Origin of the sequence: Nocardia amikacinitolerans NBRC 108937 (genome assembly GCF_001612615.1) — a bacterium.
Taxonomy (GTDB): Bacteria; Actinomycetota; Actinomycetes; order Mycobacteriales; family Mycobacteriaceae; genus Nocardia; species Nocardia amikacinitolerans.
Window position 1 is genome coordinate 214,338 of sequence record NZ_BDAU01000009.1, and the last position, 24,483, is coordinate 238,820.

Genomic DNA, 24,483 nt, shown 5'->3' on the forward strand with positions numbered 1-24,483 from the left:
GAGCGAATGCGGAGGTACGCCTATGTGTCCCCGCCCCGCTCCGCCCGAATGCGCTGTTCGAGGCGGTTCGTCAGCGAGCGCACCCGCTCGTCGGTGCTCAGCTGTTGGTCGAGAACCACGTTCAGCGCGCCGCGCAGCATGGCGTACGGCTCCCAGCCCGCGGGCGCGATCGTGCGCGGCGCGCGCCGGGCGATGCCGTCGGCGATGGACGCGGCGGCGTCGGCGGCGCTGATCCGCTTGTTCAGCGGCCACGGCAGCAGGTCGCCCAGTTCCGCGCCCAGGTCGCCGTCATCGAGCGTGTCATGGGTCATCGCGGTCTCGACGACGCCGAAATAGGCGACGCCCGCGGTCGCGCCCGAGGCGGCGAGCTCGACACGCAGCGCCCTGCCGAACTGCTCGACGCCCGCCTTGCTCACCATGTACGGCGAGCCGCCCATCCCCGGCGCGAACGCCGCGCAGGACGACACGACGACCACGTGCCCGCGCGCGGCGACGATGTCGTCGAGAGCCGGCTGGACGGTGTTGAAGACGCCGGTCAGGTTCACGGCGAGGACGCGGTCGAAGTTCGCCGGATCCATCAGCCGGATGCTCGACGGTTTCGGCACGATGCCCGCGTTGGCCACGACGACGTCGATGCCGCCGAAGTGCTCGCGCACCCGGCCGATCGCGTCCCGCATGTCCGCGCGATCCGCCACGTCGGCCCGCACGCCGATCGCGTCCCCGCCGAGCCGTTCCGCCGCGTCGGTGGCCGCCGCACCGTCGATGTCGACCACCGCGAGCCGCGCTCCCCGTTCGCAGAGCAACTTGGCGAGCGCGAAACCGATCCCGGTCGCGCCGCCGGTGATCACCACGACCTTGCCAGCGACGTCGTACTGTCCCTGGCTGCCTACCAGCGCTGCGGGAACCGCGCGCAACAGCTGTCGCACGGTGTGAAAGGTGCTCATCGCAGGCTCGATTCGTAGGATTCGGCGTCGAATTCGGCGACGCGGCGCCGGTAGTGGAAGCTCCAATCCGGATACAGACCGGCGTTGCGGCCGTCGGCGGTGGTGTAGTAGCTGTCGCAGCCGCCCTTCAGCCAGACGGTCTCCCTGCTACGTTCCTCCATCTCGTTCAGGAAGGACCGCTGCACGCCCGGACGCACCTCGACGCGCCGGATACCTTTGGCGCGCATCGTCTTCAGCGCGTCGACGATGTAACCGATCTGCCCCTCGATCATGTAGATGGCCGACTGGTTCCCGGCCGCGCCGAACGGACCGAGCGTGCAGAACATGTTCGGGAACCCGGCGGCGGCCGCCCCGAGATAGCTGCCGGGACGTTCCCGATACGCCTCGGCGATCGACCGCCCGTCCTTGCCGATGATCCGCTCGTACAACTGCGGCAGCGAACCGAAACCGGTACCCCACACGATGGTGTCGACCGGGTATTCCGCGCCCGTGTAGGTGACGATCGACCGCGGCCGGATCTCCGCGGTGCGCTCGGTGACCACCTCCACGTTGTCCCTGGTGAGCGCCGGATAGTACGCGTCGGAGAAGATGGCGCGCTTGCAGCCGATCATGTAGTCCGGAGTCAGCTTCTCGCGCAGCGCGGGATCGCCGACCTGCCGGTGCAGCTGCCACCGTGACAGCGCCTGGAACGGATGCCGAAACCGCCGATCCACGAAACCGACCAGCCCGAAGCTCTCGATACCGGCGAAGTACGCGCCGCGGATCGCCTTGCCGAGCACCGGCATTCGTCGCAGCAGCGCCCGCTCGACGGCGTGCGTCCGCCGGTCCATCCGGGAGACGATCCACGGCGCGGAGCGCTGGAAGACCGTGAGCCGCCGCACGATCGGCTGGATCTCCGGAATGAACTGCACCGCGGACGCGCCCGTTCCGATCACGGCGACGCGTTCGCCGGTGAGATCGTGCTCGTGATCCCAGTGCAGCGAATGGAACTGCGCGCCTTCGAAATCGGCGAGCCCGGGGAAGTCCGGGATCTTGGCCTCGCTGAACGGGCCGACCGCCGAGATCAGCACGTCGGCCGTGAGCTCGCCCCGCTCCGTCTCGATATGCCAGCGCAACGCGTCCTCGTCCCATCGCGCGCGGACCAGCGGGGTGTCGAATCGCATGTGCCGCACCACATCGTGCCGCTCGGCCACCGAGCGGAGGTAGGCGAGAATCTCCGGCTGGGTCCCGTAGGTGCGCGACCAGTTCGGGTTCGGCGCGAACGAATACGAATACAGGTGCGAGGGCACGTCGCACGCGCAACCCGGGTAGGTGTTGGCCTGCCAGGTGCCGCCGAGGTCGCTCGCGCGCTCGAGCAGGACGAAGTCGTCGAAGCCCGCTTCGCGCAGCTTGACGGCGAGGCCGATGCCCGCGATGCCCGCGCCGATCACGACGATCGCGCGGTGCTCGGGGCCTGTTCCGCTGGGTGCGGCCATGAAGGGTCTTCCTTTCCGAAACGGGCGCCGTTGCCCGTTAGAGATCGAGGACGAGTTCGTCCCCGAGTGCGCGTGAAACGCAGGTGAGCATGGTGGAATCGCGCTCGGATTCCGTGAGCAGCCGGTCGCGGTGGTCGATCTCGCCGCCGAGCACCCGCGCCTTGCAGGTGCCGCAGAAGCCCTGCCTGCACGAGAACGCCGTGCCAGGCAGAACTCGCCGGATGGCGGACAGCGCGGATTCGTCGGCGCCGACCTCGACGGTTGTCCCGCTGCGCCGCAACGCGATTCGGAACGGGCTGCCGTCCTGGACGGGCAGCGGCGAGAACCGTTCGGTGTGCACCGAGGCGGTCGGGTCGGTGGCGGAGAGCACGCGTCGCGCGGATTCCATCAGCGGCGGCGGTCCGCAGACATATACGGCGGCACCGCGCGGCGCCTCGGTCATCAGGGCGTCGAGATCGGGGACGCCGAACTCGTCATCCGGCCGCACTTCGAGGTCGCCGCCGCGGCAGCGTTCGAGCTCGCCGAGAAACGGCATGCTCGCCCGCGATCGCCCGAGGTAGATCAAACGCCACGGCAGACCGCGGTGCGCGCACTCGGTGACCATCGGCAGGATCGGGGTGATGCCGATACCGCCCGCGACGAACAGGTACGCGGGCGCGTCGATGAAGGTGAAGGCGTTGCGTGGCCCACGTATCCGCAGCAGGTCGCCTTCCCGTAGCTCGTGCAGCTCGCGGGAACCGCCGTCGCCATCGGCGATGCGGCGCACCGCGATTCGGTACCGCAACCGGCTCGCGGGATCGCCGGTGAGCGAGTACTGACGCTGACGGCCGGACGGCAGGAAGACATCGATGTGCGCGCCGGGAATCCAGGTCGGCAGCTCGGCCCCGGTGGGCGACCGCAGCGACAGACTCACCACGTCCTCGGCCTCGACGACGCGGGCCTCGATCCGCAGCTCCATGTCGAAACCCGTGCGCCGCACCGGATTCGGTCGCGACAACAACCCGGCCGTCGCTTCGGCGGTGAAGGCGCGCTTGTAGGCGTCGAGCAGCCCGGCCATGGCGCGCGCCGGGAGCGGCGGACGATAACTCCCGGTCACGAGGGCGCTCACGCCTCACCCGCGCGAGCCGCGGGCGACTGCGCCAGGTAGCGAATCGCGTTGTCCATCGGACCGAGCTGGGACGGATGGAAACCCGGCCGCAGATAGCGAGGGATCTCCGTGACGAAGGTGGTGAACCGTGGAATCACACCGCGGGCAGAGGCGCTCAGCAGTTGCAGCGGCCAGAGGCGTCCTTTGTCCGGCTCGGGATCCTTGTGGAACAGGTAGCCGCCGGAGATGACGAACAGCGCGAGCAAGCCGAAGCTCGCCAGCAGGCTGGTCCGCGCCTTGCGGAAATATCCGCCGTCGACGTGCATGTACGCGTCGTAGACCACGCTGCGGTGCTCCACCTCCTCCGCGCCGTGCCAGCGGATCAGATCCAGCATCGCCGGATGCATGTGCTTGGCCTCGAGCTTGTCGTTGGTCAGCAGCCATTCCCCGATGACGGCGGTGTAGTGCTCCATCCCCGCGAACAGTGCCAGCCGCTCGCACAGCCACTCGTGCTTGGCGCGCCCGGTGAGGCCGTGATCGCCGAGCACCCGGTCCACCAGCCAGGACACGGTGTCCACCATCGGGGCCACGTCCAGCCCGATCGCCTCAAGGTGCTTGCGCGCCTTCTCGTGCGAGCTGGCGTGCATGTTCTCTTGGCCGATGAAGCCCTGCACCTCCTCGCGCAGGCGTTCGTCGTCGATGAGCGGCAAAGCCTCGGCCAGCGCCTGCGCCATGGCCCGCTCGCCCTCCGGCAACACCAGGTGCATGACGTTGATGATGTGGGTCGCCATCACCTCGCCGGGGATGTAGTGCATGGGGACCGAATCGAAATCGAACCGCACGTCGCGCGCGTGAATCGCGTGGGCTTGGTCCTCGTACGCCGTTGTGGTCATGCCGCCGTCCTCGCGTCTCATCGTTGAAACAGGCACCCCTCGACGGTATTGTTGACATCACGTGATGTCAACACTGTCCGCGATATCGAAATCCCGATGTCTCCTATGCCGATTCCTATTGGTGAGGCCGGGTGCGTCGGGCCTACCGTCGGGGTATGGCGAAGATTCTTTTCGTGATGACCGGTGTCGACCACTGGACGTTGGCCGACGACACCAAGCACCCCACCGGATACTGGGCCGAGGAGTTCGTCGTGCCCTTCGAGGCGCTGAAGGACGCGGGCCACGAGATCGTGGTGGCAACCCCGGGCGGCGTGGTACCCACCGTGGACCAGGGCAGTCTCGCGCCCGAGGTCAACGGCGGGCAGGAGACCGCCGAGCACCGCGCGCGGGTGGTGTCCACGAGTCCCGAGCTCGCCGACCCGGTCGCGCTGGCGGATGTCGATCTCGCCGACTACGACGCGGTGTTCTATCCCGGTGGGCACGGGCCGATGGAAGACCTCGCCGTCGACGCCACCTCCGGCGCACTGCTCACCGCCGCACTGGATTCCGGTAAGCCGCTGGCCGTCGTGTGCCACGCGCCCGCCGCGCTGCTCGCCGCGACCAAGCCCGACGGAACCAATGCGTTCGCCGGTTATGCGCTGACCGGCTTCACCAATGCCGAAGAGACACAAGCGGGTTTCGCCGACAAGGCGAAGTGGCTGCTCCAGGATCGCCTAATGCAGATCGGCGCCGACTTCCGCGAGGCCGATCCGTGGACGCCGAACGTGGTCGCCGACCGCAATCTGATCACCGGCCAGAACCCCGCTTCCTCGGCGGGCGTCGCCAAGGAACTGCTGCGGAAGCTGGCCTGAGCGCGGTCGGCTACCTCGTGGCGGCCTGAATCGCGGTAGGCGACAGCTGGTTCGAGGCGCGAGCCGCAGCGGTATGGACGGAAGGCCGGCTACTTTCTCGGCGGGCCTGCCTGTTTCGTGTTGTCGGGTCCGAAAGTCATCGGTAGGGTCGTGGTCGACACCAGGGGCGTTGTGCCCGTAAGCAAGCCGCTGCCGAGACTTCGGTGGGGCAGGAGGGGAACCGGGCCATGATCACGCTTCGGAAAGAGGACGGCGCCGCGGATCTCGCCGGCGTCACCAAGCTGAGTGTCGGCGTGAGCTGGGATCCTTCGGCGGGCACCAGCGGCGGCGCACTCGGCTGGGCGCGTCGCAAGCGCGGCGTCGACCTGGACTTGGTCGCCATCCTCATGCAGGGCAGCGAGCCGGTTCGCTTCGCGGGCCTGGATTCGCTGGATCCCCTTGGCAACGGTGCGGTCCTGCACACCGGCGACGCGCAGACCGGCGCCGCCAGCGGTGACGACGAGACGGTGCACGTCACCTTCGCCGATGTCCCCGGCGGCATCGACGCCATCATCTTCGTGGCGGCGGCCTTCAAAAAGGGCAGCTCCTTCGAGAAGGCGAACAACATCTCGTTCAAGGTCTACGACGCCTCCGGCGGCAGCAGCCAGCAAGTCGCCGACATCTGGCCCTCGCTGCTCGGCGCCGACAACGCCAACGCCGTGGCCCGCGCCTTCCGCAACGGCAACGCCTGGCAGCTGGAAGTTCTCAACCGCAAGGGCAAGATCAAGCAGGGCGACAAGCAGGCCTTGCTCCGCTTCGCGATGCAGTAGTAAGGGCGGGCGATCCGCCCGAGCGCATCGGGACGGTCAGTCCCGCGTATTCGCCTCGACCGCATACGGTTTCAGTAGTTCGCCGAGTTGATCGATGGCTCGGTCGATGTCGATCCGGTCGGGTGCCATCGCGCTTTGCGCATGGATGCCGATGGCCGCGCCCACGAGTACGGTCGCGAGGTCGTCGGCGGTCATGGTCTCAGGGAGGCGGGCGAAGCGCTCGATCCACCGCTTCGTCGACTGTCGCAGCCGTTCGTGCAGCGCCACGTATTTGTCGTGAATCGGAGACGTGGGTTTCACCGCTTCGACGTAGAGCGTGACGAACAGCAGCGACGTGCGCGCCATGGTGGCGCGCTTGGCCTGTGCCACGAGGTCGAAGGCCCGCGGTGAGTCCGCCGCGTCGGCGCGTTCGGACGCCTCGAGCAGCGTCTCCGAGGCTTGGTCGAGCACCGCGGCGAGCAAGCCCTCCTTGTTCCCGAAATGCCACGGAATCGAGCCGCGACTGATCCCGGAACGCTGCGCCACATCGGCGAAAGTCGTCTGCTGATAGCCCTTCTCGACGAACAAGGCGGAGGCGGCATCGATCAGCATCCGCCTGCTCTCGCGGGTCGTCTCGGCGCGTCGATCGGCCACTGCGGTCCTTCCTTCCCGTACCGGTGCGTCGAGCCTAAGCCATCGACCATTGACTAGCCGCTGAACACATTCTATGTTGGCTGACACAGAAGCGTGACGGCAATGATCTCTATCGCGCCGATCTGCCAGGTGCGGCCCGTGCCGGCACGCCGATCCGGTCGACAAGTGAGGTGGGTCCGTGGATATCGCAGATTCGGTCGTTCTCGTCGCGGGTGGTGCGTCGGGCCTCGGGCTCGCCGTGGTGCGGCGGCTGACAGAGGTAGGTGGGACCGCGGTTGTGCTCGATACCCGGCCCGCCGAATCCGGAGCGTTCCACGGTGATTCGGTGCACGAGGTCGTCGGCGACGTGTGCGAGGAACGTGATGTAGCCGCTGCCTTGGATCGGGCCGCCGAGTTCGGTTCGCTACGCGCCGTGGTCAATTGCGCGGGAATCGATCGCACCGGGCTGACGCTGGACGCTTCCGGTCCGCTTCCGCTGGAGCAGTTCGCGCAGGTCGTCCAGGTGAATCTGGTCGGTGCGTTCAACGTGATTCGCCTTGCCGCCGAACGGATGGCGCGGCTCGAGGCCGTGGCGGGGGAGCGCGGTGTCATCGTCAACACGGGGTCGATCGCGGGTTCCGACGCACCGGCCGGACTGGTGTCGTATGTGGCGTCCAAGGCGGGCCTGGCCGGAATGACTCTGGCGGCGGCGCGCGATCTGGCGGGCGCGCTGATTCGCGTCGTCACCGTCGCGCCCGGCATGTTCGATACGCCGATGTTTCGTCGGCTGCCCGATTTCGCGCAGCAGGCGTCGCTGGCGCTCGCCGCGCACCCGGCTCGGCTCGGCGCACCAGCGGAATTCGCCGAGCTGGTGGCGCACGTGATTCACAACCCGATGCTCAATGGCGAGACGATTCGGGTCGATGCCGCCGCTCGGCTCGGCGCACCGTGACGGTGCGCGGTGTGATTCGCCACAGGGTCGTCATGTCGATCTTCCGCGAAAGCGGGTATGCGACCGACTGAGGAAAGCCGACTGAAGGAGGACGACGTGGCCGTTTCGGCTTCGCACCCGCAGTATCGTGCCGACCGCCGACACCGTTCCGGCTCGACCGACGACGCGGGTTCCATTCATCTGACCATCGCGGCATGGATTCTCGTGCTCTCCGTGCTGAGCTTCACCCTGGTCCTGCTGTGAGCGGACGCCCGCGTGGCGCGCCGAAGCAGTGATCGAAACGCCTGGGCCACGGTGCGGCCGTCGAAACACGCGGCGGCGCACCGTGGCCGAGGTGACGACGAGAGGAGTTCGATCTCGTGGAAGACGTACTACGACCGCTGATCGTGCTGCTCGGCACGGTCGCGATCACCGTGTCGGCGGGACTGCTCGTCGACTGGCTGCTGCGCTACAGCGCGCGCCGTCGACCCGGTACGCACCTGCCGATGCTGTTGCGCCGCGTGCAGCTGCCGCTGCAAGTACTGCTCGGCGCGGTGGCGCTGCACGCGACATATCCTCTGGCGGAGTTGGACTTACGCCAAGACGCGATGATTCGGACCATCCTCGCCGCGGCGGCCATCATGGCCGCGGCGTGGTTGGTCATCCGGGCCGCCGACGCGGTCGCCGAGAACCTGCTGCGCCGTTATGCCGAGCACACGAGCGAGATCTCGCGCGTGCGCCAGCTGCGCACCCAGCTCGGACTCGTGCGCCGCATCATCACCTCGGTGCTGGTGGTGACGACCGCCGCCGTGGCGATCCTGCTGCTGTTCCCGAGTCTGCGCACGCTGGGCACCTCGCTGCTGGCGTCGGCGGGCGTCATCGGCATCATCGCGGGCGTGGCCGCGCAGTCGACGCTGAGCAATCTGATCGCCGGGTTGCAGATCGCCTTCGGTGATTCGGTGAAGATCGGCGACACCGTTGTGGTGGAAGGGGAGTGGGGGACCGTCGAGGAGATCACCCTCGCCTTCCTCACCGTGCGGATCTGGGACGACCGCCGACTGACCATGCCGGTCTCCTACTTCAACAGCAAGCCGTACGAGAACTGGTCGCGCGGCGGCCCGCAGATCACCGGCACCGTGTTCCTGCACCTCGACCACAGCACGCCGGTGCCGCTACTACGCGAGCACCTGCACGACTACCTCCGCGACCGCCCGGACTGGGACGGCCGCAACTGGAACCTCCTCGTCACCGACAGCACGCCGACCAATATCGTTGTGCGCGCGACGATGTCGGCCGCCGATGCCGACGACGCCTGGACACTGCGCTGCGCCGTCCGCGAGGAACTCCTCGACTGGCTCGGCCGCCGCCACCCGCACGCCCTCCCGAAGATCCCCACCGCCATCACCAACCAGGGCGAGCCGGATCGGGAAATGGCATTGTCCACCAACGGTTCCGGTGAGGCGAGCAGTCGGAACGGAGACTGACGAACGTGGCCTTTTCGGCCCTCGGCTTGGTAGAATGTTCTGTTTATCGCAGGACCCTATACCCTGGCCGGGGGGCCGTGAAATGCGTCTGCTCTCAGCATTTTTCAGTTTGGAGACGAAGGACAAATTCACCACGTCGTTCGCCGCCATCACCTTGATCGTGAGTCTTGTGGCCTTGTGGGTCGCGGTCGGTTCGCGTGACATATCCAAAGAGGCTCTAGCGGTGTCGAGGCTCGAGGCGGCGAACGTCTACCGCGTCACGATGAATCTGATCTGGGCGAATCAGCAGGGCGGCAATGTGACGACCCTGGTGTCGGGCTCCGGTTCGCCTGACGAGTTCCCGTCGGATGTATTCCTCTCCCCGAAATCGTGGTTGCAAGTCGAGGTCACCAATATCGGAAACCGGCCGGTCACCATCTACGACATCGCCCTCATCGCGAAGCCGGAGGAAGGCCTCGGATTCTGGATTTCCAACGAGTCGTACAGCATTCCGGACTATTGCGAATCGGAAACCGACAGCAGCCGCGACGTGAAGTGCTTCTCGTATCCGATAGTCGTCGCGGTCGGACGCTCGATAAGACTGCTCTGGCAGATGTCCTACTGGGGGCCTCGTCTGATCGAGGAAGCGGCCATCACCCCGATCCGCGTGGGGATCAACAGCCGGACCGGGTTCGACTTGTTCGAGTCGACGCTGTTCGTCCGCTGAATCGCGCTCCGCGCGTGGGTGTTCGGGCCGTGGCGGCGAGGTCGGTCGGTGATGTCGGTCAGGGTTGTGGCTCGGGTGGCAGCATGGCTTCGATGTCTTCGAGTGCGGCCAGAGTTTCCGCGAGTTCGGTGTGTTCGGATTCGGAGAAAGGTAGCGCACGTGCTCGGGTGAGGGCGTCGCGGGCGGCGGTCGGGTCTTCGGCGCGGAGCGCGAGTTCGGCGCGGTAGGCCAAGGCTTGGGCGAGTTCGGTCAGCGTCGCGGTGTCCCTGTCCCGCTCGAGCGCGGCGTCCAGGATCTCGGCCGCTCGTTGGTGTTTGCCGTGCGAGTCGCCCATGACGACGACCCTGTTCAGCGTTGTGGTGAGTTTGCCTGCGGCTGGGTCGTTTTCGGAGGGGCGGGGTGCGGCTGACATGATCCTGATCCAGTTCCCGCCCGGGTCGATGACGGTGAATCCGGAGCGATTCTCGGCGTTCTTGCGTTTGCGCGGCCGGGTCATTCGAGGGATCCCGGAGACGAGGAGTCTGCCGTGCGTCTTGCGCATGCCCGCGGCGAACGCGTCGAAGAGTTCTCCGGTGTCGGGTACGAGAACCACGCAGGTCCCGTAGGAATCCTCGGGCTCGAAGTCCGGCATGCCGAAGAAGTCCAGTTGCAGGTCTTCGCGTTTGAGCGAGACGTAAGGGTTGGGGCGGACCTGGTAATAGGTCCGGGTGAAGCCGAGCATGGTGTAGAAGTCGACGATCTCGTCGATGGATCGGCAGGGAAGCAGTGGCACGGTGATCTCGTTGGCCATGGATTTCTCCGCTCTGACGGTGGATTGCGTTCGGCTCGACGGCTATTCGGTGGAGTCGGCGGCTTCGTCGGCCATCGTGAAAGCGCCTTCCTCCAGGCGGCGAATGAGCCGGTCGGTCCACTGGGCGCCGGTGTCGGCGGTGGTCAGCCACAGCGACAGGACCTCGCCAACGGGTCCCCACGTGTCCAGATCCGTGTCCGCGGGCAGGTGCGCCGTGATGCTGGTGCGCCAGTCGCGCATCGCGCGGGATCGCTCGCGCAGCATCCGCAGCGCATGCTCCCGTGGCAGATCCTCGATGAGGCCGATGGCGGCGCCCAACACGTCCAGGCCGGGCTCGCGGTCGGCGAGGGCCCGGCTCAGCAGCGTCAAGTACTCCTGTTCGCCCGCGTCCGTCAGTTCGTACTCGGTTCGCGGCGGGCCCCCGGCCGCCGAGGGGGCAGTCTCGTGCGCTACCAGTAGCCCCTTGCCGGCCATGCTGCGCAGCGCGTGATACACCGAACCCGATGTGGCCGTGGACCATTCGTGCGCGCCCCAAGACTCCAGATCCGTGCGGACCTGATACCCGTGCGCGCGTCCGCGCCTGCGCAGCGCGCCGAGTACCAGCAGTCGTACCGAGTTCATTCAGCCCCTCCTGCCGGCTAGCCAAAGTTGGCTAGCTACCGATCTGAGGCTACGCGCACTAGACAAATTTGGCTAGTCTGCGCGGGGTCGTATCGAATTCGAGGCTGACGGCCGCGGGTAAACGGACGTGCGAACTATTGCCGTGGCCGATCGCCGATGAGAGGATGAGAAGGTAAATTACTCATCGAGTCCAGGGTGGATATGAGGATCGTGCCGAGCGGCCACTTCGAACTGCATGCGGGCGAGCCCGTCCCGACGTGTCCGGCCGTCGCGATGCGCGGCACCAATGGTGGGGCGGTCGAACTCGGCAATCCGTCGGCACGATGACGGACCTCTCGCACCTCGTCGCGCCGGAGCGCACCAGCGCTTCGCTGCTGCACCGCTATCTGGGCGACCGCTGCTTCGCGCTGACCCTGCCGCGCGCCGTCGCACTACAGATCCTGCATCCCGCCATCGCCGCCGGGCTCGTCGAGCACACGCATGTGCGGTTGTGGGAGCACAAGAAACGCACGGTCTCGAGCATGATCACCATCGCCTACTCCTCGCGGGATCTGCGCTCCCTCATCAGGTATGGGCACGAACATGTCAAGGGTGTGGACGACGCGGGACGTCGGTACCACGCCCTGCACCCCGAGGTCTTCTTCTTCCAGCACGCGACCTACGTCGACACTCTGGTGACGGCGATCGAAACCTTCGCGCGGCCCCTCACCGCGCTCGAACACGAGCGCCTCTACGCCGAGTGTTGCGACTGGTACGACCGCTACGGCATCTCGACTCGGCATGTACCGCAGACCTGGCCGCAGTTCACCGAGTACTTCGCCGACGCCTGCGATTCGATGCTGCGCCGCAGTGCCCACAGCGACCGCTTGGCCGCGCAGGTGCTGCGCCCCGATGCGTGGATCCCGCGCCGACTACCGGATTTCGCCGTCCGCGCACTCCAGCACGAACGAGCGCGAGAGCTATTGGACGTGCGGTCGGGGACGGCCGACCGCGCCGCACTCGAGGTCTACGCGGGAACCGTCCGCACCGCGATGGCGGCCGCTCCGCGCCGGATTCGACTTGTGCGGCAGGCGCGGCCGGCGAAATGACCACGGTGCTTCTCGCTTCCATGCGGGCACAGCCCGTTCGTGGCGTCGGGTGGCACTCGGGCTACTTCCGTGCCGACTGCGATCGGATATACGGTCACTGTCGTGTCTTTCACGATGGAAATCCCCGCTACACCGATGGCAGAAGCCGCGCTCGCGATCGTGCGGCGATCAGAGGCCGAAGCCATCGTCAACCACAGCGTTCGCAGCTTCTTCTTCGCCGAGCTGCTCGCCGACCACGAGGGGCTACACGAAGATTCCGGCTATGACCGCGAGCTGCTGTTCGCCGCTACTGTCATGCACGATCTCGGAACCGGCGCTCTGGCGCCCGGTCGTGAACGGTTCGAAGTCGAGGGCGCGGACATCGCTGCCGGAGTTCTCGCCGAACACGGTGTGCCGCAATCGGATATCGATCGAGTCTGGGAAGCCATCGCACTGCACACCTCGCCCGGAATCGCCGAACGCCGCGGTCTGCTGGCCTATCTCACGGCCGAAGGCAGCAAGATGGACATCGGCCTCAATGCCCCGGTGACCGCGAGCCATCAGGCAGCGATCCACGCGGCCTACCCGCGACTGCGGATGGTGCGGACACTGACCGACGCGATCGTCGACCACGCCGCCCGCTCGGAAACCGCCGCGCCGATCTATTCGATGGGACAGCAGTTCAGTATCGAGCGACGGGAAAGCGGCGCCACACAATTGGAGCGGCTGGCGGCGGGCCTGATCCCCTGGGGCGAGTGATCTCGGCGCTCACCAAGCCCTTGGTCACGAGATCGGCGATCATTTCCGAAGGGGGCCATGATCGCCGGTGATGACCCCGGCCTCGGTCCGGCGCAGGGGCTGGATCAGGATCGGTTCAGGGTCAGATCCAACCGGTCGATGTGAAACCGAGTGTCGGTGACAACGACGGAGGTTTCGGTGAAGCGGCTCCCTCTCAAGACGTTTCGAACGAAGTCGCGTACCTCGGCGGGCTGCGCGTCGAGGCCCGCCAACAGCTCCGGAGGTGATTCGATCGTTCCATCGAGATGCCTTGGCTGACTGGAGATTCCCGACAACTGCGGTGTCTGGCGCAGGCCATCGACGGTGTGCAGTACAAGATTCAGCTGCTTGCCGTCGCCGAAGTCGATCCGAAGCGGAGTCGGCGTGACGGCCACATCGAAGGTGCGCACTCGCGCGCTCCACCCCTGCGTCGCGACGCCCTCGTAATCGAAGGGCGATGGGGCAACAAGCGTATCGAGCGAACGATCGGTGGGCGAATTCTCCAGCACAGTCCCGACGAGGGGTTGATCGGTGGGCACGAACGTCCACGAGTCTGCGGTGAGTTGCTTTGCCCAGTAACCGTTTCGACCGCTATCGCGACCTTCGACGCGCAGTTCCCGCGCCGCCGAGCCGGGTCCGGTCCGGTGGATGGAGATGCGGTCGGTGATATCGCCCGGCACTTTCGGCTGACGCACCCAGTCCGGTGCGGGCAGCTGAATCGCCGCATACCGGCTGTCCACTCGTTCCGCGAGCATGTCGGGAGCCTCGGGCAGCCCGCTCTGGTCGTCATACGAGTATCGGAAGAACACCTTGTCGGCGCCGGAGATGTCGAAATCGTAGAGGCGCGTGTAGAAGTCGCCGAAGCGGTTGACGATCAACGAGGTCGACGCGCTCGTCGACAGCGCGACCGCCTGGAACCGGCCTCCGTGCGGTGTGGCCATCTCGTAGCTGTGATCGACCGGCAACCAGGGATCGATGTATCGGATCCGCTGACCGCCGTTGGTGAGCGCGAAGACGTGCGACACCTTCGCTCCGCCGACCGGATGATCATTGCCTGCCGTATCTCGCCAGACGTGATCTTCGTTGGGGGACAGGACCGACCAAGACCAGGTGCTCGTGCCGGGAGGTAGCGAGTTTCCGGGTCCGGTCCACAGCGGGGTGCCGTAGCGGCTGCTCCAATTCCAGTCCCGGGGCGCGCTGAGCGCGTGGTCCATGGTGAAGAACCGGCCGTCGCGGTCGATCATCATCACCTCGTCGTCATCGGCGGACACGCCGACGACTCGACCCTCCAGGCAGCCCGGGAGGACCAAGGTGCGCCAACCACCTTGGGTTGCAGTCTCTTTCACATAGACGCCGCCATCGCGAGTCGCGAATGTCCAGCGCCGATTGAACGACTCGGTGGTTGTCCGGAAGTGGATCCGCTCGGGCAATTCGACATCGGCAGAAGCCAATGCCTCCATCCCGGCGGTGGTTTCGTCGACAGTCACTTCCGGAGTGCCGACCGTGCCGACCAGCACGCAGCCGGTGTCCGCGACGGCCGCCGAGTGGTTGGCCATTCCGGCGAATACCAGACCGGCCACAGTAAATGCCGCCGTACGCCGAACGTTCCGCATCACAACCACCCCGCGGCGCCGAAACCGGCGATCGCTATGGCGTCGACACCGAGAATCGCTCCGACAGTGAGTGCTTTGGCCCGCACGGTCGGCAGGTCGTGCACGAAGAAGCAGACGGCGAAGAACGGTACGTAGCCGATGAGCCAGATGAGGAAGGGGAAGCTCGGCTGCCACCAGGACCAATCCCAGGTGAGCACACCAGCCTTGTTGAGCAATACTTCGACGCCGACCGCCGCGGCCGAGTTGGCGGCGATGAGCACCAGCCTGTTGGGCATACCCAGGATGCGAGTCTCACGTGGCGGCAACATCTTCGCGGCCGCGACTCCCATGACGGCGAACATGAAGCAGATCTCGATATTGAGGCCGATGAGGATCTGGTAGGCGGTGGGTCCGGTGGCGCCCCAGACCGGCGCGCGGCCGGTGGCGTGAAAGACCAGGGCGTTCCAGATCTCGTTGAACCAGTCCATGCCTCACAGCGCCAGCCCGGCGAACAGGACATTCCAGTTCCGCCGCTCGACTTCGACGGCATAGATGTAGATGACGATCAGCAGCAGTGGGATCACGTACCACTGGAATTGGCTCGCATCTCGAAGGATCTCGAGCGCCTCTCGGGCATTGTCGGTCAACGGCGCAACTCACTTCCTGGTCGCCTGTCCAGGTGAGTATTACATATCGACACCAAACGTCAACCTGTAACGAGCCGTGGTTCGGGATCGCGCAGGATGGCCGGCCGTGCCTGTCCATGGCGCCGGCCTTCGGCTACGCCCACTACTTGGCTTTCCTCTTCGAGGGCGGCTCGTACCCGATCTTCTTCAGGCGTTCATCGTGCCGGTGCTACTCGTGGTGGACTTCCTCTGAAACCGAACTCCTCACCCGAAACTGACCGCGACCCAGAAGGTTTGGCGCGAGCACCAGCGCTCCGAGGTGGGGCGGTAGCGCGACGGCGCTGTTCGCTGTAATTCCGCGCCGGCCTCTTGGGGTGCAGAGTGGACGGCGCGCGGTCCCACTCCCGGGGGTTGCACCTTGACGCGACCGGTCGTCCGGCGACGACCGGCGCCCGCCGCACAACGGGCGTCCAAGCCGCTCGTCGGTGGCTTCAGCGAGGGTCGACGAGCCAGCTGCCGTCTACGTTGACAAAGTGGGTCGGCGGCGGGCACGGACGGCCACGAGTGCGGACGAATGTCGTGGCACGGCGCCCCCGCACACACACCGACACATCAGACGTCTCAGCGATGCGGATATTGACACTGTGTTCGCGTGACTTCTCGACGAACACCGACCGCGGCACGTTCGCGCGCCAGAAGGGAGTGATGTGGCGATCGTAGATCGTTTCCCAATCACCAAGGCGTCCGAGCCTGTTCAGTTCCTCGCGGGCCCGGCGGACGGCCACGATGTCGGCCTCGGATGATCGCTGCGACAACCCGGCCAGTCGCACGGCCTCCACGACAGCCTTGAAGCCGGCGCGAACACCCGGTGGGTCCGGCCGCTTGCGGTCGGGGTTGTAGGTGACCAGCTCGTCGCTGACGTCGATGACGGCGCTCTCCTGAAGATCTACCGCGACATCGTGAATCGGGAGTGCGGGCCGGTCCGCAACCGCCGTGCCCGCCACGTTGAACAGCGTCTGGTACGCGGCGTCGTCGCGTCCGTCCACCGTCAGTAGCACAGGCCTGCCTTCATCGGACAGATACAGGCCGATCAGATACCGGCCGATCGCCGCGGGCTCGGCGAGCACGTCGTTGGCGAGGCCGAGCGCCGCCGAGAGGACCAGCGCGCGACTGTGCAGTTCGTCGTCGGATTCCGGCGGAAAGACGAACAGGCACTTGCCGAGAACGCCGAGTTCGCGTGCCGCCGAGACTTCCGTCATGAGGCTGCGCGAACGTCCGACGACGAAGACGATCACTTTCTCTTCGATCAACCGCTGTCGCACCGCGTCCTCCCAGTTGTCGTCGCTGTGGTACTCCCGGGCGGCACCGAGCGGGGCCAGGTCGGTCCCCGGTATACCTACTGTCCGCACCGGCCCGAATCGCCACATCGACCAGGCAAGAAGCTCTTCGAAACGTTCGAATGGTTGCGCGGAAGCGAATTCGATGGGGTTGTGCCGGGTCGATCGGCGCATTCGCATCCGAAGATCGTCGTCCTGGAACGAACGGAGCAAGAACACGCCGGGAGTGTTCTCGTGCATCTGTTCGCTTGCCGCACGTGCGATCCACGTCTGAGCGAGCCGCTTGCTGTATCGGAACGGTCGAGACAGGTTCGCCAGCGTCCGAAACCCCAGCCAAATTATTATCAGTCCGACCAGCCAATGCCCGATGGACGTGCCGAGCACGAAAATAGCGATTGCTGCGGAGAACAGGAACGCTGCCGCGTACATGATCGCCAGCGATCCGAAGATGCCGACAGCCGCCGGGACGATCGTCGCGCGGACGAAGGGGTGTCGTTCGGCCCGCTTCGCGGAAATGAGCAGATCCGCCACGACCAGCAAGCCGACGCTGCCCGGTACCAACGCGATCTCGATAAGGGCGGGCAGGGAGATTCGGATCTCCACGGCGACCACCAGCGCGCTCAACGCTGTACCGCCCAGAACCAGTCGAAGATTGCGCAGGCGGGCGCGGCGCCTCAGCTGGGCCGTCGCATGCGTCAAGTCCTCGACAACGCACCGCGACGTAGTTGTCGGGCAACGCCCTAGAATCCGTTCGATCAGACCGCGGTCTCGCAACAGGGAAGCCGCCGCGGTGGCGACCGCGAGTATCGGCACCAAGCTGATCGGCAGCACGATCAGCAATCTGCGGATATCGGAGAGATCGATCCTCGTCTGAGAGTGCAGGTCTTCGGTGAGCGGCAGCTTCTCGAGTTGCGGCGGCAATGCGCGGGCAAGGAGAAGGTCCTGCAACGCGGGATTCGGGACTGCCTGAGGAAGCGGGATCGCCGAAACCACCACGCCGAACCGGCCTTTCACCGCGACGGCTATCGAGTGCCGGACGCCGTCCCGCATCACATCACGTCTACGGGAACCTGGTGGCAGATTCGGTTCGGCTTCCGTGGACTTGCTGAAGAGGAAAGTCTCGGCCCAATAGCGATTGGTGAACTCGATCAACCGGATCCGCAACTGCACGCCCCGCTCCGCCGAGGAGAAGTAGACGCTGTGTGCCTGGCGGACCTGTTCGGTGAGACGCCGATCGGAGCGCATGGTCATATCCAGTACGTCATCGGTGTCCATGGGCGCCTCGGAGACCAGGAGCACCGGCAGGCCCGGGCTCGAGATCTCCTCGGGCCCGATGAACAGCGGCGGCAGTTCTATGGGGCTCGATTCGGTGTCGGGGGCGCCCATGGCGGTGGGCATCGTCAACCAGAGCAACAGCAGAATCGAGCCGACCGACAAGGCGATTCGTGCCGCGCGAGCGAGGCTCATCCGTTCACTCCCACCATCGTGCTATTCCAGGACACGCGGCGAGCCCGAGACGAAACCCGCATCGGTGAGCGTCCAAATGGTTTCGGCGACGCCGCTCGGACAGCACGTACCGTCGGCGGGCCTTCGCCATAATTCGGTGACTTTGACTTGGCCGTTGCCTGCCTCGATGCGACGGAGCATGGTCGGCCCATAGCCATGGAATTGCTTCTTCGGGACGACGGCACCGACACTCCACAACTGGTCGTCCCGCACCGACAAGACGACATAGGAAAAGGCGAGCAGTCCCGCCGCCGTCCCGCCGTCGTTGTCGCAGCCGACCCGGACCGCCGCATACTCGCGCCCGTCACCGAGCAGGTTTCCGAACGCGGCGAATTCGGCGGAGAGGTGCACGCTGCCCCAGGTGGACGAATTGGCTCGTGCCTCGCCGGCACGGAAGACCACTGGTTGCTCGATCCCGCAGAACTCCGCTGGATAAGCCGAGTTCTTCCAGTCCGAGGCCGCGAAGTCCGGCGGCGCGGCGCCCAGCCGGACCGGTGCCGAGATCGGTTCCGAGACCGCTGTCTTTCCCGGGTGCATGATCTCGATCGGCTCCTGATACACCCCGAGCGGAGGCAGGGGCGCCGGAGCCCCGCAGGCATTGATCAGAAGTGCCGCGGCCGCGGCGGGCAGGCAGAGGCGTAGGCGTTTACGAACTGCACGGCGGGTCATACTGTTCTCCAGGGACATACTGTTTCCACGTCGATTCCGAGATCACTTCCGAGTAGCGACAGAGATTGGTCACCTCGTCGTCGATATCGATCCCGACCACGCGGACGCCACGCAGCGTCGACATCGCCAGCATGCTTCCGTCCGGACTCAGCGCGGCGCCCATGGATGCGTACCGACCACCGATTCCGGAACTCCAGATCTCGACCATGTCGCCGTGGTCGTCGAGGTCCCAGACTTTGGCGACGCCGTCGTCGCCGGATGTCACGATCCGGCGGCCGTCGGCGCTGGCGGACACTGCCGAGACCACTCCGCTGTGGCCGACTTTGGTATCGATCAGCCGGGGGTCGTTACGGTCCTGGACATCCCAGGTCGTGACGGTGCCGCTCTCGTCAACGGCGAGTATCAGGGATTCGGCGAGGAATACGACATGCCTGAACTTTCGCTCGGAGTCCATGGTCCCGATCAGTTCCGGCTTCCTATCTTCACCGCAGTCCCACAACGACACTTGCCCCTCCCGCGAGACGGTGGCGAGGAAACGACCTTCGTGCGGACTGAAGGACGCGGATTTCAGGTACTTCGTTCCGGTCATCCGGCCACGGCGTTGCGGAGCACCGTCAGTTCCGAACCGCCACAGGTAGGCGTCCTCGTTATCCATGGCCAGCAGCCGACCGTCCGGCCCCGGCACCAATTGGCCCGACCACTCCGAGGGCCCGGGCAGTGCTTCCGCCGGCGTGCCGTTCTCTCGCAGACGGATGACGAGGGGCGGATAGCTGCGGAGGATGCGATACCCGTCGTGGCCGGAAGCGAAATCGAAGGTCGCGGCTTGACTGACATTGAGTTCCGGTATCGCGGCGGGAGCGCCCGCGGATCCGACCGACCACACCCGCGCCGGCTGGGAAACGAACAGCAGCCGACCATCCGGGGAGAAGTGGACGTCTTGGCCGAGTGTGGACAAGACCGTCGAAAAGGACCCTCGGCGGAATCCGTCGACCGGCCAGATGCGGACCGAGCCTCGCTCCTGCTCGCCCGAAGCGGATTCTTCCCGGCCGTCGAGACCGGTTGACACCAGCAGAGATCCATCCGGGGAGTAAGCGAGCTTTCGCAGCACGCCGGATTGACCACGCAGCAGCTCACCGGCTTTCGGCGTCAGTGGATCGCTGACGTCCCACAGGCGAATCTCGCCGGAAGCGCCGAGTACCGCCAAGGTTTCGCCGTCGGGGCTGAATACCGTGTCCTCGGCCTCGGGACCTTCGGCCGGAATGGTCGCGTAATGCCGAGGCGTCGCCGGGTCGAATATGTCCCACAATCTGACTCCGCTGCCCTCCAGGGTGGTGAACATCGGCGCGACCGGACTGATACTCCCGATGGTTCCGGGCAGCGCGGGCGAGGCGAGCAATTCTCGGCGGCCGGCGTCGTCGAACCTCGAGAATTCGACATGCCCGTCGCCGCTCTTCGTAGCGAGCATCTTGGTGCGCGCATCGAAAGCTATGCCATTGGTGCGAAATTTCGGGTCGGGTCCGCTGAGCTCCCGCCCTTGGACATCGAGCACGGTGACGTCCGAGGTGGCATTCTTGATGATGATTTCGTTTCCGACGAAGAACAGTCCGTAGACGATGGAATCCGTCCGGCTCTTGGTCCACAAGAGTTTCGGGTCCGCGGGGTTTTCGATGTCGTAGAGAATTACTTCGTCGTTGCGGCTTCCGATGGCCAACCTGCTACCGTCCGCGGAGAAGGCAGCGACACCCGCGTATCCGCGCTGGTCACCGCGCTGGGCCAGTATCCTTGCCGTGGCTACATCGACGATTTGCAAGCCTTGATCGGAAACCACCGCCATGAGGCGACCGTTCGGACTGAACACCGCTTTGCGCGCCAGTCCACGCGAAAAGACCTGCCGCGGCCATGTCGCACTGCGGATGATCGCCCCGGCGAGTTGCGGAGTCCTGCCGAGGCGGTAGGCCTCGGCGAGCAGTTGCCGCGCGGTATCCGGATCCGATTCCCCGATCCTCTCCGCTTCCGCGGCCAGTAGCCGCGAAGTCGCCAGCATCGCCCTTTCTCTTTCCGAATTCTTGCTCCCACTTGCCGAGAAGAGACTGGCGCCGGTGACGACCAGGGCCGTGACCAGAATTCCGATTACCGTAGAGGTCGCGATGCCCAGGAGGCGGCGCTGCCGGGCGTGTGTCCCGATGAGCTGATTTTTCGGGACACCGTCCAGCTTCGCGGTGAGCTCGATGACCATGTTGCGAAAACGCGGGTCCGAATCGAGCTCGAGCGTGTCCCTCGCCCAACGTTGGTCGGAGTGTATGAACTCGAACAGCGGATACTCGATCAACTGCGGGGGAAGCGCGGTGGAGGCCGGATCCAGAAACGCCTGATTTTGCCACTTGATTTCGCCGCCGGTCAACACGACAAGGAGCGAGTCCAGTGATCTGTTCGCCAGCCACCACGCCACCTCAGATTGGACGTGCCGCGAGCCCGCCGAACTCTCGTTGGCTAGCAGGATCAGATATCTGGAGCCGGCGAGGCCGGCCCGAGCGGCCGGCTGCAGCTGCTCGCCGATTCCGACCTCGGTTTTGTCACGAAACACTCGCCTGCCGCGGAGGCGGTAGAAACGGCGCCCGTATCTCTCGAGGCCTTTTTGCAATGCTTCTGCAAAAGCTAGATCATGACCGTGGTTGTAAGATATGAAGGCGGAGTATGGCCGATCCGCTCGCGTAGCGAGCTGTCTTTCGTTTTCCAATCCCAGTTCTCTAATTCTTCGAAGGGTCCGGCTAGATCAGCCCGTCATTGACCAGATTCCAATAGTGTTGTCCGACCACGGTGAGTCCACACGATTTGCTTCCCATCGCGGCATGCCACATGTGCGGCGCTCCGATCGGACGGACGAGATTGACCTTGACGTACTTCTGCAGGACCGCGAATACCGCGGTGTTGGCGCTGTCCGGAGCCGGGATGCTCGGATCCGAGAGCTGGTCGATCGACCGCTCCGGTTCGTACGACGGGTCGAGCCGGAACTCATGGTCCGGACTGGGGAAGTGCGTAGTTATGGCTTGTAGGTCGAGCAGCTCGATCGGCGCGCGCGATTTTTTGAGCGAAATGAATGTCTTGACGTTCGTCTTGAACACGGGTCGCTGACCCCAAGAGCCGAGGCACTGGTCTATGTGCGCGTAGATGCTGCCCGGAGTTATATCGCCCAGCAAGTTTGCCGCCGCACCGCTGAGCGCGTCCACGAAAAGCCGGGTGAACACCCCGGAGCCGTTGGACTCTTGTGCGTACTGTTCAGCCGTCGACGCGGTGAGTATAGTGACGCCCTCTGATATTTCAGCCACTTTCGGGTATCTCGGATTTGCTCCCGCGATTCCACTGTGACAGCTGTCCAGGATGATGATCTTGTTGCGTGCCTTGGAACAGTTCGCGTACGTCAACACATCGTAGAGCGGCACACCATCGTCGCCGCTGCGGCAGTCGCTCGCACACAGATAACCACCGGTCTCCTCGATGTGACCGTGGCCCGCGAAATAGAAGAGCGCCACTTCCGGGTCGTCCTCGAACAACGCTTTGATCGAGGCTTTCAGCTCGCTTCTACTGACATTCTGCCCAGGGCCGGTCCCCAAGATCACCTGGGGAACTTTGAAGTTTATCGTTCCATCCGCGTGACGCTCGAGCGCACTCCGCACCGAACTGGCATCGTTCACACACCCATGCAGGCAGGAAATTTTCTCATAGTAGTCGATACCGACGATCAACGCCTTCCGCATCTCTACTCCCTACAGAGGTCGGACAGCTAGGACAGTGTGGCGGGTGCGACGAGATGCCGCATCACTTTGCTCGAAATCGACGAAGCCAGTGGCGTGTCCCCGGAAGAACGCGGGCGCGTTCACCTGCCTGACGGCAGAGCAGCGTTCAGAGGGACGGAACTTTTAGGACCCGACGTAGCTCACCGTCGTGGCTTCGAAGTTCGCGGCCGTGGCCTGCGGCGCTGCGGATTACACACCGTTGGCCGGCACTCCCCGCGGGCATCTCGGTGAAGAAATCGGTACGGGTCGTCCAGGCTTCGCATGCCTTCACTGCCGAACTCTCCTCGTCTCGGCTGACGGTAGGGGCCACCAGTCGGCCGCGCGGGCGCCCGAAAGCTCCTCGCGGCCAGTGTCAAAGCGAACCCGTGCCCCCCGAGAGCACGTCCTCGAGTCCGGCGCTTCCGCGGACGGCAAACCAGTTGCGGCACGCGCGAATTCGAGTACCGGCGAGAGTACGGGGCCGAGACCCGGAACGTCAATAGCGTATCGACAGCAACCAAGCGCACGGTGGTGAAAACGATGGCGCACCAGTGCATTCCATCCGGATCCGTCGGCCGCTCCGTGGACCCAACCGGTTCCCGGGCGGTGAGCTGACCATCTCGGCGAGGTTCTTGCCCTGGCGTCAGGGACAGGCGGCGGTCAGGGGTCCGCCGCGCAGTGCGCTGTCGATCAATTCCTGAAAGGCGCCGTCGATCAGTTCGTCGGCGTGGGAGACCCGGCGGCCCCGGGGTAGAACGATTGCGCGCTCGTGTTCATCGCGCCGGGTAGTGGTTCGCACTTCCTCGCCTGCGTCCCCGGGAAACATGTAGGTGCTCATCGCGGCGGAGGGTCGATCGGTCGGCTGGGCGTGGGCCCGCGGTCTGATCGACAGCTGCGCTTGCGGTTGGGCTGACCGACTTTTCGCCGAGACTCGGTAGGGCTGGCGCACCTCGGCACGCCGTCGGATCGGCTCACCGCCGATCAGGAACCCCTCATCGACCCCACCGCGTGATGGTGATTTCGTTACGTTTCGGCGACGCATCCGCAAACCCGCACGAGCGGTGGAAAGCCCCCTTACGCTTCGGTATTCGGCTCGATCGGCCCGTCGCAACACGTCCTAGCTGCATGATTGTGAGTCGTGGGGCGGGTGGGGAGAGCGGGATGCAGCAGAGGGAACGCAATATTGCGTTTTCTGTTGTGTTCTTGCATCTGTAAGAGCATGATCCAGCTAGCCTAGTTGTGAACAACCGATCCGATGACCGGGAATACCGAATCGAGAGCCAATCATGTTGGTACATAGCGCGTTGGTGTCGGGTGAATCAGGGGTGTGGCGATGAGCGCGCCGACGGTGGGGATGCTGCCGACGGCTCCGCAGATTTTGTGTGCGTTTCAGGGACGGCGCTTCCAGGACCGTGAGCTGTTGCGGTCCGCGCACGCGCTCGCCGAGCTGCACGCGCGGCGCGCCGAGGTGCGCGACGCCTACCTGGTCGCCGAAATAGATTGTCGGCGTAGCGAACTCGTCGACGATATCAACGACTGGGTCGCGCAGGAGATGCCGCAGCACCGCAACGGCGCCTCGCTGCACACCGAGAGCCTCGGCGCCGTGGTCGACCGCATGGCGCGCAGCTGGGTGAACGCGAACCAGGCCATCGACGTCGACGGGCCGCGCAGTGACAATACCCATAAACACTGGTACCACCTGGCCGAACTCGTCGACGGCTACACTGATCTGGTAACCGACGTGGCCGGAGGCCGCCGTCGGCTGCCCGAGCAGTAGCTGCTCACGACGGCCGAACGGGCTACCGCGCCACCGCCACGACGGCGACGTCCCGGGTGGAATGTCATCCGACCAGCGCGTCCGCCCGGATGCGAACGTCGCCGCCCGTAGTGACGGCGGGCGCAACGGGGCGCCCCGCCCGGCGTGCCGCGTGGT

General features: G+C 65.5%; 22 protein-coding genes and 1 pseudogene. 9 read left to right on the forward strand and 14 right to left on the reverse strand.

Annotated elements, in window-relative coordinates; genetic code table 11:
- Positions 1–20: 20 nt before the first annotated feature.
- From NAM01S_RS09080 to NAM01S_RS09095, 4 genes are read right to left on the reverse strand one after another with little or no spacing between them, the layout of a single operon-like run.
- The gene (locus NAM01S_RS09080) at positions 21–944 is read right to left on the reverse strand and encodes a short-chain dehydrogenase/reductase (RefSeq protein ID WP_067782284.1); all 924 of its coding nucleotides are present in this window, start codon (positions 942–944) and stop codon (positions 21–23) included.
- Positions 941–2,419 carry a flavin-containing monooxygenase gene (locus NAM01S_RS09085; RefSeq protein ID WP_067782287.1) on the reverse strand — a complete coding sequence of 493 codons (1,479 nt, stop codon included), beginning with the start codon at positions 2,417–2,419 and terminating at the stop codon, positions 941–943. The genes NAM01S_RS09080 and NAM01S_RS09085 overlap by 4 nt, the downstream gene beginning before the upstream one ends.
- A gap of 37 nt (positions 2,420–2,456) precedes the next feature.
- Entirely contained in the window at positions 2,457–3,476 is a 1,020-nt protein-coding gene (locus tag NAM01S_RS09090; RefSeq protein ID WP_067782290.1) for a PDR/VanB family oxidoreductase, read from the reverse strand.
- A 47-nt stretch (positions 3,477–3,523) separates the two neighbouring features.
- The gene (locus tag NAM01S_RS09095; RefSeq protein WP_084482743.1) at positions 3,524–4,399 is read right to left on the reverse strand and encodes a metal-dependent hydrolase; all 876 of its coding nucleotides are present in this window, start codon (positions 4,397–4,399) and stop codon (positions 3,524–3,526) included.
- 155 nt (positions 4,400–4,554) lie between these two features.
- Between NAM01S_RS09095 and NAM01S_RS09100 the strand changes: the two genes are divergently transcribed.
- A complete protein-coding gene (locus NAM01S_RS09100; protein WP_067782297.1) occupies positions 4,555–5,250 on the forward strand; it encodes a type 1 glutamine amidotransferase domain-containing protein in 696 nt (231 codons plus the stop codon).
- A 227-nt stretch (positions 5,251–5,477) separates the two neighbouring features.
- Complete coding sequence (locus NAM01S_RS09105) at positions 5,478–6,059, forward strand: TerD family protein (protein ID WP_067782300.1); 582 nt, start codon at positions 5,478–5,480, stop codon at positions 6,057–6,059.
- Between the two features lie 36 nt (positions 6,060–6,095).
- Here NAM01S_RS09105 and NAM01S_RS09110 read toward each other — a convergent pair whose 3' ends face one another.
- On the reverse strand, positions 6,096–6,692 hold the full coding sequence (locus NAM01S_RS09110; protein WP_157107650.1) for a TetR family transcriptional regulator: 597 nt from the start codon (positions 6,690–6,692) through the stop codon (positions 6,096–6,098).
- Between the two features lie 178 nt (positions 6,693–6,870).
- On the opposite strand from NAM01S_RS09110, the gene NAM01S_RS09115 reads away from it, so the two are divergent.
- From NAM01S_RS09115 to NAM01S_RS09130, 4 genes are all read left to right on the forward strand, one after another.
- The gene (locus NAM01S_RS09115) at positions 6,871–7,623 is read left to right on the forward strand and encodes an SDR family NAD(P)-dependent oxidoreductase (RefSeq protein ID WP_067782303.1); all 753 of its coding nucleotides are present in this window, start codon (positions 6,871–6,873) and stop codon (positions 7,621–7,623) included.
- A 96-nt stretch (positions 7,624–7,719) separates the two neighbouring features.
- On the forward strand, positions 7,720–7,866 hold the full coding sequence (locus NAM01S_RS09120) for a hypothetical protein (RefSeq protein ID WP_157107651.1): 147 nt from the start codon (positions 7,720–7,722) through the stop codon (positions 7,864–7,866).
- Between the two features lie 116 nt (positions 7,867–7,982).
- On the forward strand, positions 7,983–9,086 hold the full coding sequence (locus NAM01S_RS09125) for a mechanosensitive ion channel family protein (RefSeq protein ID WP_067782309.1): 1,104 nt from the start codon (positions 7,983–7,985) through the stop codon (positions 9,084–9,086).
- A 34-nt stretch (positions 9,087–9,120) separates the two neighbouring features.
- Positions 9,121–9,792 carry a hypothetical protein gene (locus NAM01S_RS09130; protein WP_157107652.1) on the forward strand — a complete coding sequence of 224 codons (672 nt, stop codon included), beginning with the start codon at positions 9,121–9,123 and terminating at the stop codon, positions 9,790–9,792.
- A gap of 58 nt (positions 9,793–9,850) precedes the next feature.
- Here the strand turns inward: NAM01S_RS09130 and NAM01S_RS09135 are convergent, their stop codons facing one another.
- Complete coding sequence (locus NAM01S_RS09135; RefSeq protein WP_067782315.1) at positions 9,851–10,582, reverse strand: DUF8817 family protein; 732 nt, start codon at positions 10,580–10,582, stop codon at positions 9,851–9,853.
- A gap of 42 nt (positions 10,583–10,624) precedes the next feature.
- Positions 10,625–11,203 (reverse strand): PadR family transcriptional regulator, encoded by a 579-nt coding sequence (locus NAM01S_RS09140; RefSeq protein WP_067782317.1) that lies wholly within the window; start codon positions 11,201–11,203, stop codon positions 10,625–10,627.
- Positions 11,204–11,526: 323 nt separating this feature from the next.
- Between NAM01S_RS09140 and NAM01S_RS09145 the strand changes: the two genes are divergently transcribed.
- Both NAM01S_RS09145 and NAM01S_RS09150 read left to right on the forward strand, forming a co-directional pair.
- Entirely contained in the window at positions 11,527–12,291 is a 765-nt protein-coding gene (locus tag NAM01S_RS09145) for an oxygenase MpaB family protein (protein ID WP_067782320.1), read from the forward strand.
- Between the two features lie 102 nt (positions 12,292–12,393).
- Positions 12,394–13,029: an HD domain-containing protein gene (locus tag NAM01S_RS09150; protein WP_253798508.1), complete on the forward strand. Its 636-nt coding sequence runs from the start codon at positions 12,394–12,396 to the stop codon at positions 13,027–13,029.
- A 104-nt stretch (positions 13,030–13,133) separates the two neighbouring features.
- On the opposite strand, the gene NAM01S_RS09155 is transcribed toward NAM01S_RS09150, so the two are convergent.
- The 7 genes and pseudogenes from NAM01S_RS09155 to NAM01S_RS09185 all read right to left on the reverse strand — a co-directional run bounded on the left by NAM01S_RS09155 (position 13,134) and on the right by NAM01S_RS09185 (position 23,388).
- Entirely contained in the window at positions 13,134–14,660 is a 1,527-nt protein-coding gene (locus tag NAM01S_RS09155; RefSeq protein WP_157107653.1) for a hypothetical protein, read from the reverse strand.
- Positions 14,660–15,286: pseudogene (locus NAM01S_RS09160) on the reverse strand (AF_1327 family membrane protein). The gene NAM01S_RS09155 and the pseudogene NAM01S_RS09160 overlap by 1 nt, the downstream one beginning before the upstream one ends.
- A 470-nt stretch (positions 15,287–15,756) precedes the next feature.
- Positions 15,757–18,069 (reverse strand): hypothetical protein, encoded by a 2,313-nt coding sequence (locus tag NAM01S_RS09165; protein ID WP_067782329.1) that lies wholly within the window; start codon positions 18,067–18,069, stop codon positions 15,757–15,759.
- A 21-nt stretch (positions 18,070–18,090) separates the two neighbouring features.
- Positions 18,091–18,777 (reverse strand): hypothetical protein, encoded by a 687-nt coding sequence (locus NAM01S_RS09170; protein WP_157107654.1) that lies wholly within the window; start codon positions 18,775–18,777, stop codon positions 18,091–18,093.
- Positions 18,755–21,361 carry a WD40 repeat domain-containing protein gene (locus NAM01S_RS09175; RefSeq protein ID WP_067782333.1) on the reverse strand — a complete coding sequence of 869 codons (2,607 nt, stop codon included), beginning with the start codon at positions 21,359–21,361 and terminating at the stop codon, positions 18,755–18,757. Before NAM01S_RS09175 ends, NAM01S_RS09170 begins: the two co-directional genes overlap by 23 nt.
- A 184-nt stretch (positions 21,362–21,545) precedes the next feature.
- Positions 21,546–22,532, reverse strand: a complete 987-nt coding sequence (locus NAM01S_RS09180; RefSeq protein ID WP_067782335.1) for a caspase family protein — start codon at positions 22,530–22,532, stop codon at positions 21,546–21,548.
- A gap of 661 nt (positions 22,533–23,193) precedes the next feature.
- Positions 23,194–23,388, reverse strand: a complete 195-nt coding sequence (locus NAM01S_RS09185; protein WP_067782338.1) for a hypothetical protein — start codon at positions 23,386–23,388, stop codon at positions 23,194–23,196.
- A gap of 579 nt (positions 23,389–23,967) precedes the next feature.
- Between NAM01S_RS09185 and NAM01S_RS09190 the strand changes: the two genes are divergently transcribed.
- Positions 23,968–24,327 (forward strand): DUF4254 domain-containing protein, encoded by a 360-nt coding sequence (locus tag NAM01S_RS09190; protein WP_067782732.1) that lies wholly within the window; start codon positions 23,968–23,970, stop codon positions 24,325–24,327.
- Positions 24,328–24,483 lie beyond the last annotated feature (156 nt).